The organism is Pseudomonas sp. KBN10P06128 (assembly GCF_037574945.1).
In the GTDB taxonomy this organism is placed as follows: domain Bacteria; phylum Pseudomonadota; class Gammaproteobacteria; order Pseudomonadales; family Pseudomonadaceae; genus Pseudomonas; species Pseudomonas aeruginosa.
Genome location: NZ_JBBELR010000001.1, coordinates 1,370,661 through 1,383,542, shown reverse-complemented (window position 1 = coordinate 1,383,542; position 12,882 = coordinate 1,370,661). Strand labels below are relative to the sequence as shown.

Below are 12,882 nucleotides of genomic sequence, written 5' to 3'. Positions count from 1 at the left end.
CGTGTACCAAAAAGAACCCGCGGCCAAACCTGCCAGAACTGGCAGGTAGCCTTGATTTCGCCGGAAATCTGTATGTTTTCGCTGGAATAGCTAGCAGAAAAGCAGGTGGCAGCTAGGTTGCCCCCAGCCCCGGGACGCGCTCAACGAGGGGCCATGTGGACGATCATCAGTTGCACGCTTTCCTGGCCGCGGAATTCGTTGACGTCGAGCTTGTAGGCCAGCTCGGCCCAGCGCACGGTAGGGTTGGGCCACTGCTCGCGGTCGATGTTGAAGGCAATGCCATCCAGTTGCAGCGAGCCGCATTCGCTTTTCAGCACCAGCTTCAGGTGACGCTCGCCGACGATCCGCTGCTGCACCAGCTGGAACACCCCGTGGAACATCGGCTCGGGAAAGTGCTGGCCCCAGGGACCGGCCTGGCGCAACGCGCGCGCCAGCTCCAGGTGGAACTCCTGGATGCTCAACTGGCCATCGGAGAGCAGGCGCCCGGCCAGGTCCTCCTCGGCCAGTTGGCGGCGTACTTCGGCATCGAAGGCGGCGGAGAAAGCGCCGAAGTTTTCCTGCGGCAACGATAGTCCGGCAGCCATCGCGTGGCCGCCGAACTTGCTGATCAGCCCGGGATGACGGGCGGCTACCGCGTCCAGCGCGTCGCGGATGTGGAAGCCGGGAATCGACCGTGCCGAGCCTTTCAGGCTGCCGTCGCCGGCATCGGCGAAGGCGATGGTCGGCCGGTGGTAACGCTCCTTCAGGCGCGAGGCGAGGATTCCGATCACGCCCTGGTGCCAGTCGGCGTCGAACAGGCACAAGCCGAACGGCAGTTGCTCCAGGCTCAGCTCCTTGAGCTGCGCCAGCGCCTCGCGCTGCATACCCTGCTCGATGGCCTTGCGGTCCTGGTTCAACTGGTCGAGCTGCACCGCCATGTCGCGGGCCAGCGCTTCGTCGTCGCAGAGCAGGCATTCGATGCCGAGAGACATGTCGTCGAGCCGACCCGCCGCGTTCAGGCGCGGACCGAGGATGAAACCCAGGTCGGTGGAGGTGATCCGTACCGGAGGCCGCCCGGCCACCTCCAGTAGCGCGCGCAAGCCCGGCCGGGCGCGGCCGGCGCGGATGCGCGCGAGGCCCTGGTGGACCAGGATGCGGTTGTTGGCATCGAGCGGCACCACATCGGCGACGCTGCCCAGCGCCACCAGGTCGAGCAGCTCGGCGAGGTTCGGTTCCTTCAGCCCGCGCCGGGCGAACCAGTCCAGCTCGCGCAGGCGCGCCCGCAACGCCAGCATCACATAGAAGATCACCCCGACCCCGGCCATGGCCTTGCTGGGGAATTCGCAGCCCGGCTGGTTGGGGTTGATGATCGCATCCGCCGCCGGCAGTTCCGGGCCAGGCAGGTGGTGGTCGGTGACCAGCACCTTGAGCCCCGCGGCTTTCGCCGCCTGGACGCCGTCCACGCTGGAGATGCCGTTGTCCACCGTCACCAGCAGGTCGGGACGCTTCTCCAGGGCCACGCCGACGATCTCCGGGGTCAGGCCGTAGCCGTACTCGAAGCGGTTCGGCACCAGGTAATCGACCCAGGCCGCGCCGAGCATGCGCAGGGCCAGCACGCCGACGCTGCTGGCGGTGGCGCCGTCGGCGTCGAAGTCGCCGACGATGAGAATCCGCTGGCCGCCCTCCAGGGCATCCACCAGCAGCGCCACGCCCTCCTCGATGCCTTTCAGCCGCTGGAAGGGAATCAGCCGCGCCAGGCCCTTGTCCAGCTCCTCGGCGCAACGCACGCCACGAGCCGCGTACAGGCGTGCCAGCAATGGCGGAAGGTCGCCGAGATCGGGCAGGGTTTCGGGCAGGGGGCGGGGTTCGATACGCATCAGGTCACTCGTTCGGCTCGACGGAAGGAAACGGCGACGGCGATCAACGCTCGCCCTGCAGCCATTCCAGCTGCAACTCGTGCTGGCCGTTCTCGTCGGTGACGAACAGGGTGCCCTCGCTGATCATCACGGTCCAGTTGATCGAACGCGGCAGGTCGCGGGACAGGCTCTCCAGGGGTTCCTGGGGCACTGCCGCGACGTTGATGTTCTTCAGGCTGCGCACGCTGTCCAGCACCTTGGTCTGCCAGACCCGCAGGTTGCCATAGGCGAGCAGGCTGAAGCGCTCGCAGCGACGCGAGCACCAGGTGATGCGCTCGGCGTCCGGCTGGCCGACTTCGATCCAGTGCAGGACCCGGCCGTCCAGGCTCTTTTCCCAGAGCGCCGGTTCGTCCACGTCCGACAGGCCACGCCCGAAGGCGATCTGCTCGCCGTACCACAGCACGTAGGCCAGCAAGCGCACGGCCAGGCGCTCCTCGGTCTCGGAGGGGTGCCGGGCCACGGTCAGGCGCAACGTCTCGTAGACCCCGCGGTCCAGGTCGGTGAGGGAAATATCGGCTTTATAGGGCGTGGATTGCAGGGCCATGGGAATACCGGCGTGGGAAGCGAAAGGGCGCAAGTCTAACCTGAAACCCGCCCGCGTGCGGTCCGCCGGCCGACCGCCTGCCCTGCCTTTCTCGCGTCGCTGCCGCTCAGCGCGGGGCGTAGCGGCCCCAGAGTTCCTCGAATTCGCGCCGATAGGCGCCGATCAGCACGGCGTCGTCGGTTACCAGCAGGTTCTCTTCGTTGTTGACGCTGGCGCTGCGGGTCCAGTTGAAACTGCCGTTGAGCAGCCAGGCGCCATCCACCAGGGCGAACTTGTGGTGCATGTGGAAGGGACTGTCGTCGATTCGCAGCGGCACGCCGGCCTCGCGCAGCGCATGGATGTCGCTGCCTTCGTCGAACTGCTTGTCATCGTCGCTGATGATCCGCACCGGAACACCGCGCCGATGGCAGGCCAGGATTTCCGCACTGAGCTGGTCGTCGGAGATGGTGAACACGCAGATGTCCAGGCTCTGCCTGGCCTGCCGGCACAGTTCGCGGATCTTCCGCCGACACTCCTCGCCGGGACTGAAATAGGCGCTGGCGCGGCTGCGCGGCGCCGCCGCGGTAACCTCCAGGGTGCGCACCACCTGCTCCAGCCACTTCAGGGCGGCTATCCGTTCGCCCTGCTCCTCCACGAGGACCAGCTCACGCACCAGGTCGAAGGCACGGTTGCGCAGGAAACGCACCTGGTCGGGCGCCAGCTCGCTGCCCAGTTGGCGCAGTTCGTCCCGCTCCTCGTTGCTCAGCTTCAGATCGGCCAGGCTGTCGCGCAGCTGGCGGTCCAATCCGTCGAAGTCCATTTCCCGCTCCTCGTGTCCTCAGGGTTGATCGTCCTCCAGCGGCCTCTGCTCGCCGCCCAGCAACCGGCCCAGTTCGTCGAGGCGGCTGGATATCTCGTTGATGCGGTTGTGCGTGCGCAGGTCGACGTCGATCTTGCGGTCCATCACCTTGATCAGCGGCAGGAAACTGTCCTGCAGGCAGGCGGCAAGGCTCTCCAGCACCTGCTGCACGCCCGGCTGCGCAGGCGCCGTCACCTCGACGTTCAGCGCCGGCGCGCCCTGGCCGAGCTGGCGCAATCCAGCCAGCAACTCGTCCCAGGGCGCCGGTTGTACCGGCTGGGGTTCGCGAGCCAGGCCACGGACGCTTTCCACCAGATCGTTGAGCTGCGCCACCAGCCGTCCGCCGACGTCGGCGTCGCTGCCGCCCATGGACTTGTTGCGCAGGAAGTCACGCTTGATCTGCGCCCAGCGCTCGGCCTGCTCGGGGCTCTGGTTGCCGCGCAGTTCGGCGAGCTTCAGCAGGTTCTCCTCGGCTCCGGTGGTCAGCAGTTGCGACTCGCCCTGGTAGTGGTCGGCGATCAGTTGCAGCAGCTCGGCATCGTTCATCACCGCGGAGATCTTCTCCGCCATCTTGTTCATGTTGCGGTAGCTGCCCTGCAGCTTGAACGGCGGCTCGCTGCGGTACTGGTCGGCCTGGGCGGCGCTGGCGATGTACTGCTGGTTGACCTTGAGCACCACGTCGCGCACCTGCATGAGGCGTTGCAGGGTGCTGCTGATCTCGTTGATCTCGGCACCGCTGTAGCCGTGGGCCAGCTCGTTGCTGGAGAACGGCTTGCCCTCGGCCTTGGCGACGAAGCGATAGACGTCGGCCATGTCGCGGGTGGCCAGCGGCGCGAGAACCGGGTTGGAGGTCAGGGCGTTCTCGATGTAGCTGAGGGAGAACGCCTCCTGCATGCCGCTGAGGGTGTCGCCGAGGTTGTAGATGTCGGCGCGGTTGGCGAGCATGTCGGGAATGCGGAAGACCTCGCCGGACTCGGTGTAGGGGTTGCCCGCCATCACCACGCAGAACTTCCGCCCACGCATGTCGTAGGTCTTGGTCCGGCCCTTCCACACCCCTTCCACCCGGCGCGTGCCGTCGCAGAGGGAGATGAACTTCTGCAGGAACTCCGGATGGGTGTGCTGGATGTCGTCGACATAGAGCATCACGTTGTTGCCCATCTCCAGCGCCAGGTTGAGCTTCTCCAGTTCCTGCCGCGAAGTCGCGTCCGGCGCCTGCCCGGGGTCGAGCGAGCGCACCTCGTGGCCGAGGGCAGGACCGTTGATCTTCATGAAGATCAGCCCCAGGCGGTGCGCCACGTACTCCATCAGGGTGGTCTTGCCGTAGCCTGGCGGGGAGATCAGCATCAGCAGGCCCATCAGGTCGGTGCGCTTGTTCTCGCCCACCGTCCCCATCTGCTTGGCCAGGTTGTCGCCGATGACACCCAGGTAGACGTCATTGATCAGCTTGTTGCGAACGAACGAGGACAGCGGTCGCGGCTTGAACTCGGCCAGGCGCAATGCCTCGCGCTCGTGTTCGACGATCTCCTGGCGCAGCGCCTGGTAGCGCCGCAGCCCCGGCAGGAATTGCTGGCGATGGCGACGCAGGCGGCCGAAGAAGTCGTCCACCGCCAGCGCCAGGCCGCGTTCGACGATGCGCGGATGCTCGCCCATCAGGCCGTCGACCTGGAAGCGCAGGTCGACCTCGGTGATCCGTCGTGGCATCTCCTCGTCCAGCAACGAGAGCGCCACCGCCTCGTCCAGGTAGGCCGCCAGCGGCTGGAACTCGGCGTCGCCACATAGTCCGCGCAGCCAGTTGCCGGCCAGTTCCCACTGGGCGGCGGGCCGCTCGCCGAGACGCTCCAGGGTCTGCCGGTAGTCGTCCCATAGACGCGCGCCTTGCAGGCGCAGCTTGAGTCCTTCCTGCAATTGCCGGGCATATTTGCTGAAGGTGAATTCGGGACGCTCGGCGGACAATTCCCAGACCAGGTACTCGGCCGCCTCGTCGATATGCTGCGGGTCCAGCGCGATGGGCTGTTCGGCGAGCAGCGCACGCATCGCCGAGGCCACTTCGCCGCGAAGGGCGAGCAGGCCGTCGTCACGACCGAACATCTGCTGGATGCTGCGGCTGCTGCGTGCCCGCTCGGGCCAGCCGGCGACTTCCCGCTCCTCGCGCCGGCGGCTCCAGAACAGGCTGGCGAAGGCCCTCGCCGAAGGCGCGTAACGCAGCAGTCCGGCACTCTCGCGCAATGGCAGCAGGCGAACCAGGATCGCCGCCGCATCGTGGTCGTGAATACCTTTCTCGTAGCCCTCCTTGTAGCGCGGCGCGGCGAAATCGCGGATCGCCCGCGCCAGCTCGTCCGGCTGCGCCAGCAGCGCCTGCAAGCGCTCCAGGCTGAAGCCATCGCGGCCCGCGTCGGCGGCGGCGAGCACTTCGCCGGCGAGATATTCGGCGCGGTACAGCGTCTCCGATTCGGACTCCAGGTTCACCTGCCAGAACCCGCGCAACTCATCGAGCCGCGGGTCCTGCAGCGGTTCGAGGAAATCGGTGCCGGTCAGGTGCAGGTACAGCGCGTCGCCGCGCGGCATCAGGGTCAGGTCGAGTTCCTGGGTGTTGACGCTGAAGCGGTGGCGCGGGCCCAGGCGGATGACGTCGCCGCCTTCCTCGAACAGCTCGCTCTTGTCGCGCAATGCGCGGACCGCCTGGTCGCGCGCGGCCTTCAGGCGCGCCTCGACGTCGTCGGCCTTGACGCTGTCCTTCAATTCGCGAAGACGTTCGGCCAGTTCGCGCAACTTGAGGATCAGCGGGTCGGCGGCGAAGAACGCGTTCAGTTCCTCCGCCTGGGTGAAGCGCGCGGTGCGTCGTTGCAGGCTGTCGAGGATTCGCCGGGCGGCGTCGAGCAATCCCTGGGCCTTGCGCTGGCGCTCGTCGAGCAGGGTCTGCTTGTGCGCCTCGAAGGTTTCCAGCAGCTCCTCGCGCTTGGCCAGGATGTCGCCGAGGAACTGCTCATGGTCGCCGAACTGGCTTTCCAGTTCCTCCAGTTGCACCAGCAGGCGTGACAGTTGCTCGTCGCAGCGCTCGGGGTCCTGGGCCTGGGCCAGGGCGTTGGTGATGCCCTGGCCGAAGAGTTTGAACTGGGCACCGAACTGGGCCACGGTCTCGCTCGAACCGAGCCCCTTGCGCCGCTGCTCGGCGCGCGCCTTGGCCTGGTTCAGGCGGGCGTAGATCTCCGAGATCGACTCGATGATGCGGGTCCGCTGGGTCGCGTCGTCGATGCGCAGCGAAGCCATCAGCGAGGACAGCATGTCGAGGTCGCCAGCCATCGCCTCCAGGGCCGCCAGCGGCTCGCCGAGCTGGGCCACGGTCTCGGCTTTCTGCGCCTCGCCATCGAGGCTCTGCAGGCGCTCCAGCAAGGGCTGCAGGGCCTGTTCGCTGGCGAGGAAGGTCGCAGTGGCGGCGGCCACCCGCTCGTGGGCCGCGAGCAGTTCGGCCTCCATGGCGTCGAGTCGCGCCACGTCGATGTAGCGGTACTCGCGGATGGTCAGCAGCAAGCCACGCTGGGCGGTGATGCCGTTGAGCCCGTCGACGAACTGCTGCACCCGGTCCCAGCCGTCGGGCAGCAAGCCGGAGAGCAGCGCCTTGTGCCGCTCCTCCGCGTCGACCATCGCCTGGGCCGACTGGCGGCGGATACTCTCGACCTTCTCGTATTCGTCGAGCACCAGCTCGGCGGTCGCCGCCACTTCGCGCAACAGCGGCGCCAAGCCGTCCAGTTGGTCGCTGCCGAGCCAGTGGTAGACGTCGAACAGGCGCTGGGTGTTCTGGCACAGCAGCGAGTAGCGCTGGATCGAAACTGCCGGAGTCTCGATCTCCCGGCACAGGTCGTAGAGGTCGGAGATGCCGCGCACCAGCTCGGCATTGCCGATCCGCCCGAGGAAACCGCTACGCGCCGGTTGGCGGGCCGCGTACTCCTCGGTGCAGAACGGCGTCTGCCAGACCTGCATCGGATGGATGCGGGTCGGTTCCTCGCCTTCGGCGGCGAAGATCACCATGCGTCCGTCCTCCAGGCGCGCGTAGCCGTGGCCGAACAGCGGATTCTGCAACTGGCGGTTGATCAGGTTGTAGGTGAGCAGCACGTTCCGCCCCTGCTCGGGATGGTAGAAAACGTACTGCACGTCCTCGCCGTTGGGCGAGCGTACCGAGCGCTTGAAGCGCATGCCTTCCATGGATTGCTCGAAGGTGCGGTACTCGCCGTTCTGCAGGTAGTAGCCGCCGGGGAATATGATCCCGTGGTCCTCCGGCAACTGGATGCAGGCCAGGCCGATGGCGTCGATGCGCTCGACCTTGCCGGTCAGGCTGTTGAACACCAGGTAGCGCCACTGCTCTTCGCGATAGGGCAGGACCTTGAGCAGCAGCAGGCTGCCGAGGCGGGCGAATTCAACCTGCGCGTCGTCCAGCGACTGGGTCTTGTCCATCACCTCTTCGCGATAGATGCCCAGGCCGACCTCGGTGTTGTTCTCGACCTTGATGGTCAGGTCGCCGCCAATGGTCTCGACGAACAGGGTGTCGAGGATGTTCAGGTGCGGGAAGCGGCCCTCCACCACCATCTCGCGGGTAGCCCGCTGCCATTCGAAGTCGAACGGTGCCGGCAAGGCGATGTCGCGCTCGCCGCGGTTGTCGATGTAGCGGACTTCGCTGCCGTCGCTGGAGATCGACCAACGGAACACGCGGATGTCGGTGATCCGCTCGCCGATCTGGAAGCTGGCCAGCAGCTTGCCGTCGCGGATCGCCAGTTGCAGCAGGCGGGTGTTCTTGTAGTAGGTGTAAAGCTCGTTGAAGTCGTTGACGAAGCCCGGCGCGGCGAGAAAGCTGTCCCCCAGTGGCACAGGCTCCGCCTCGTAGCCTTCGCTGCCCTCCACCAGGCGGTAGAGGGAGAACACGTCGGCCACGCCGGTTTCCTTGCGCAGGCCGATGAACACGTTGTAGCCGAACAGCAGGCAATCGCCGACCTGGACGATATCGCGGGCGATGCAGTTGTTCTCGGTACGGATGCGGACCCGGCCGATCACATCCATCTGGCTGTCGCCGAACTCCTCCAGGCGACTGGCGTTGAGCCTTTCGGCGGTCTGCCGCAGGCGCTGGCCCTGCTCCAGCAGGCGCTTGTGCAGCACCTCGTAGGCGCCGCCCTCGGCAACGGCCTTGTCCAATACGTCCTGCGCGGGAGTTGAGGCTTGAGTGTCCGACATCCTGGTCTTCCTGGGTCTACGGCGGTCATCGATGGAAACCGGCCCGAGCGGCCTGCCCCGGGCGCAGCCAACAGGCCACGCCAGGGGCTGCGCCGCTCAGGGCGCGGGCGGAACGCCTCCGCAGTTGGCGGAGGAGGCTGCGGGTCGACTCAGACTTCCGCCGCCGGCTCGTTCTCGTGGCCGCTCTTGCGTTCCGGCACTACCGCAGCGGCTGCGCCACGGCCGTTGAGCAGGCGGGCGAGGACGTCCTGCACCACCGGGCTCTTGCCGACCACACCTTCGATGGCCTTGCCCACCGACAGCGACTTGGCGAAGGAGTTGAAGAAGTCGCCCTCGCCGCCGACGATCTCGATGTTCGCCTTGCCCAGCGCGGTGGCGAGCACCTCGGCCTGGTCCTTGGCGATGTCCTTGTTCGCGGCGATGGCCGCCATGGCCTCCTCGAAGCTCTTCTCCAGCTGCATGCGGAACTCTTCGTGCTGGCGAGCGCTGTCGCTGAGGGCATCCAGGGCGCCGAACTTCTTGCCAAGCCCCTCGGCCTCGGCATTCAGGCGCTGCAGCAGTACTTCCGCTTCCGCGCTGCCCTGGTCCTTGGTGGCCTTGGCCTTGGCCGCGCCGAGCTGCTCCTCGCCGCGCGCCTGGGCGCCGAGCTTCTCGGCCAGCACCTTGGCTTCGGCCAGGCCGTCCTTCTCCTTGGCAGCGGCCTGCGCCTCGAGCACCCGGGCGTCGGCCAGGCCGCGCTCCTCGTCGCCCCTGGCTTCGGCGATCAGTTGTTCGGCACGTACCCGCGCCGCTGCCAAGCCATCCTTTTCCTTAGCCGCAGCGGTGACTTCCAGCACCCGCGCATCGGCCAGGCCCGGCGCTGCGCGCTCGGCCTCGATGCCCTCGGCCAGACGCTTCTTCGCCTCGGCCTGCTTCGACGCCGCTTCCAGCTCGGCCTGCGCCATGGTGTTGATTTCCACCGCCTTGTGCTTGGAGCGGGCCTCGTCGGCTTCCGCCTGCTTGACCTGGCGTACCAGCTCCTGCTCGGCTTCCGCCTGGGCCTGCAGCAGGATCACCTGCTTGACCCGCTCGGCCTCGGAAACCTCGCGCACCTCCTTGATCCGCTCCTCCTCCTGGGCCACGGTCTTTTCCACCGCGACGCGCTCGCGAATCACATTGGCGATGTTCTTGCGCTGCTCTTCCAGCGCCTTTTCCTTCTCGATCTTCTGCAGCTCCACCTCACGCTCGCGGGCGACGATCTCCAGGTCCTTGGCGCGGGTGACCTTCTCCACCTCGATGACCACCGCGCGCTGGCGGTTCTGCTGCGCCACCTCGACCTCGCGCTGGTGGTTCTCGGTGCGCACGTCGATTTCCTGCTGCGCCTGGATCCGCGCCTGCTCGGCCTTCAGCCGCTCCTCTTCCTTGACCCGCGCGGTTTCCGCTTCCTCGCGGGCACGGATGGTCTCGATCTCGCGCTTCTGCCGGGCCTCGGCGTCAGCCTGCTGGCGCTCCAGGGCCAGGGCCGCCTCGCGGGTCTCGACGTTCTTCTTCTTGATCGCCAGCTCTTCGTTGCGCTCCAGTTCGTTGGTGATGACGTTCTGGGTGGCGGTCAGCTCGGTGATCTTGCGGATGCCCTCGGCATCGAGGATGTTGCTCGGGTCCAGCGAGTTCTTCGCGGTCTGCTCCAGGTAGTCGATGGCGACGTCTTCCAGTACGTAGCCGTTCAGGTCGTTGCCGATCACCTCGATGATGCGGTCACGGAAGTCCTGGCGATTCTCGAACAGCTGGACGAAGTCGAACTGCTTGCCGACGGTCTTCAGCGCCTCGGAGAACTTGGCATTGAACAGCTCGTTCACCGCCGAACGGTCGGAAGCACGGTCGACGCCGATGGCCTTGGCCACCTTGAGCACGTCGTCCTGGGTCTCGTTGACCCGCAGGTAGAAGGCAACGGTGATGTCCGCGCGCATGTTGTCGCGGCAGATCAGGCCGTCCTTGCCGCGCCGGTCGACCTCCAGGGTGATCAGCGAGATACGCATGAACTCCTTCAGGTGGATCACCGGATAGACCAGCGCACCGGTGAAATGCACCTTGGGCGTCGACGACATGTCGTTGACGATCAGCGCGGTGCCTTGCGGGACCTTGATGTAGAAGGCCTTGAACAGGGCCAGCAGGCCCACGACCAGCAGAACGACCAGGCCCACTCCCAGCAGGAGGGGCATCAGCGACGTCATATCCATAGCAGCAGTTCTCCTTGATTCTCACCGAGCCCGGGTCAGATACCGCGGAACTCTTCCTCGGTAACGACCCGATAGGCGTGCTCCGCCTCCAGGTACTCCAGCAGCACGACGCGATCGCCGCGCTTGAAGCCTTTGTTTTCTTCCGCACGAACTTTCAGGATCAGCCCGGCGCCGCCGTCTTCCAGCAACGCCTCGCCATGTTGCAGGGTGACCCGCCCGCTGCGCACCACCGCGACCTGGCCCAGCACCGACTTGCTGCTGGTGCTTTCCAGCTTGCGGAACAGCGGCCGCAACGGCCGGCACAGCGTGGCCGCCAGCGGCGCCGCCAGGAACAGCGCGCCCACCGCCACCACGGCGCCCAACGGGTAGCGCAGCCAGCCGAGCGACAATGCGCTGAGCAGCCACAACTGGACGAAGTAACAGAGGAACCAGGCGAAGAAGGACAGCAGGGTCAGCACCAGGGTGACCGGTACGCCGTTGAGTTTCAGCTTCGCCAGCAGCGCGGCGAGGCCTTCGGCCTGGCCGGCGCCATCGACGACCGACTCGGCGTCGAGATCGAGCACATCGATCTCGACCATGCCCAGGGCGACGATGCCCCAGTAAATGATCGCGAGGATCAGAAGAAAGCTGAACAGCACGGTCGGAAACGACAGCGCCGTCTGCAGGAAACCTTCCATTGTCGCTCTATCCCTGAAAAACGGGCCCGGACGCCTTCGCCGGGCCGCGGGCCTATCAGGCCTTGCCCTTTTCCTTCAGGCGCGCCAGCACGCCATCCACGCTGTTGCCCGAGGCCTTGATCCCGGCCGCGCGCAGCTTGGCGTCCAGCGCATCGTCCGGCGCCGCCGCGCTGGCCAGTTCGGCCGCGGCATCCATGGTCGCCGCGCGTTCGGCCTGGCGCTGCTTGATCCGCTCCAGGGAGTCCACCGCGGTCTGCAGCTTGCTCTTCGAGTTGCCATAGCGCTGGGCAACGGCCATCTGCGCCTTCTGCACGCTCTCGGTGGCCTTGACCGTATCCACCTGTTGCTTGAGCTGGCGGATGTTGCCTTCGGCCTGGCTCACCGACTTGCGCAACTGGGCTACGCTGGCGGCGAATTCCGCGACCTGGGCACGCTCGCCCTCGAGCTGGTTCTCCAGGGTCGCGATCTTCTCCGCGACTTCCCGGGCCAGCTCCTCGTTGCCGGCCTCCAGTGCCTTGATCGCGTATTGCTCGTACTCGGCGACCTGGGCCGCGCCCTTCTCGACGCGCTCCTGGGCCAGGCGGTGGCGGGCCATGATCGAGGCCAGCGCTTCCCGCGACTTGCGCAGTTCGACGTCGGCGTCGCGGATCTCCTGGTCGAGGATGCGCAGCGCCTGGCTGTCGACGATCGCCTCGCCAACCTCGTTGGCTCCGCCGCGCAGGGCGCTCAGCAGCTTGCTCCATACCGTCATGATGGTGTCCTCCCTCAGGCCCGGGCTTTCAGGTAGCCGGCGTAGACTTCCGTGGCGCGGATCACGTTGCCGGCCAGGGTTTCGATTTCGTGCAGCACGCTGGCCAGCGACGAAGTCGTGCTCAACGCGCCGAACATGCTGTAGCAGCGCTCCTCGCCCGGCAGGTTGAGCAGGCCGATGCTCGACAGCGGGAACAGTTGCCGGCTGAGCAGGACCTCTTCGTTGAAGGCGGTCGCGTCGGTAACGTCGCTTTCCGGCCAGAGCAGCGCCTCGACGATGATCTGCTCGCCCTGGGGCGCGACGAACACCGGCAGGTCGCCGTATTCGCGCATGATCACATAGAGACTCGCTTCCGCCCCCTCGATCAGCTCGATCTGGGCCTCGCCGCTGCTGAACAGCTCGGTGCCGCTCAGGGCCTCGGCCAGCGAGCGAGCGTTCCATACCCGGGCTTCCGTCATGTCTTCCTCCTTCTCCAAATGAGCCGCTCCGGCAGCCGGGCGACGCAGCATCCGCTCGATGCCGGCGAGCGCCGCGGCGTTCTCCGGCAAGATCCAGACTTCCTTCTTCACCAGGCCCTGCTCGCGCAGGCGCTGGCGAAAGACACGCTGATAATGGGCTGATGATTTCCGTTGCATGGACTCACACTACGAGGTCACATGTAAGATTTCAACAGCTCACATGTAATAAAATTCAACGCACGCGCATATCTACGCCGGGCCGGCCGGAGCATGGAAAAGAAAC

The 12,882-nt window shown here is 66.5% G+C and carries 8 protein-coding genes; all 8 read right to left on the bottom strand.

Going from position 1 to position 12,882, the window contains the following annotated elements; genetic code table 11:
• Window positions 1-140: 140 nt before the first annotated feature.
• Window positions 141-1,856 (bottom strand): single-stranded-DNA-specific exonuclease RecJ, encoded by a 1,716-nt coding sequence (recJ, locus tag VQ065_RS06445; protein WP_003092592.1) that lies wholly within the window; start codon window positions 1,854-1,856, stop codon window positions 141-143.
• Window positions 1,857-1,899: 43 nt separating this feature from the next.
• A complete protein-coding gene (locus VQ065_RS06440; protein ID WP_003092594.1) occupies window positions 1,900-2,439 on the bottom strand; it encodes a YaeQ family protein in 540 nt (179 codons plus the stop codon).
• A 106-nt stretch (window positions 2,440-2,545) separates the two neighbouring features.
• On the bottom strand, window positions 2,546-3,238 hold the full coding sequence (locus tag VQ065_RS06435; RefSeq protein ID WP_003092598.1) for a phospholipase D-like domain-containing protein: 693 nt from the start codon (window positions 3,236-3,238) through the stop codon (window positions 2,546-2,548).
• Window positions 3,239-3,256: 18 nt separating this feature from the next.
• Window positions 3,257-8,497 (bottom strand): DNA repair ATPase, encoded by a 5,241-nt coding sequence (locus tag VQ065_RS06430; protein ID WP_014603981.1) that lies wholly within the window; start codon window positions 8,495-8,497, stop codon window positions 3,257-3,259.
• A 149-nt stretch (window positions 8,498-8,646) separates the two neighbouring features.
• The gene (locus tag VQ065_RS06425; RefSeq protein ID WP_003092604.1) at window positions 8,647-10,713 is read right to left on the bottom strand and encodes a flotillin family protein; all 2,067 of its coding nucleotides are present in this window, start codon (window positions 10,711-10,713) and stop codon (window positions 8,647-8,649) included.
• A gap of 35 nt (window positions 10,714-10,748) precedes the next feature.
• Window positions 10,749-11,390, bottom strand: a complete 642-nt coding sequence (locus VQ065_RS06420) for an OB-fold-containig protein (protein WP_003092607.1) — start codon at window positions 11,388-11,390, stop codon at window positions 10,749-10,751.
• A 55-nt stretch (window positions 11,391-11,445) separates the two neighbouring features.
• The gene (locus VQ065_RS06415; protein WP_003092609.1) at window positions 11,446-12,141 is read right to left on the bottom strand and encodes a PspA/IM30 family protein; all 696 of its coding nucleotides are present in this window, start codon (window positions 12,139-12,141) and stop codon (window positions 11,446-11,448) included.
• Between the two features lie 14 nt (window positions 12,142-12,155).
• On the bottom strand, window positions 12,156-12,776 hold the full coding sequence (bacA, locus tag VQ065_RS06410; RefSeq protein WP_003092612.1) for a biofilm formation regulator BacA: 621 nt from the start codon (window positions 12,774-12,776) through the stop codon (window positions 12,156-12,158).
• Window positions 12,777-12,882 lie beyond the last annotated feature (106 nt).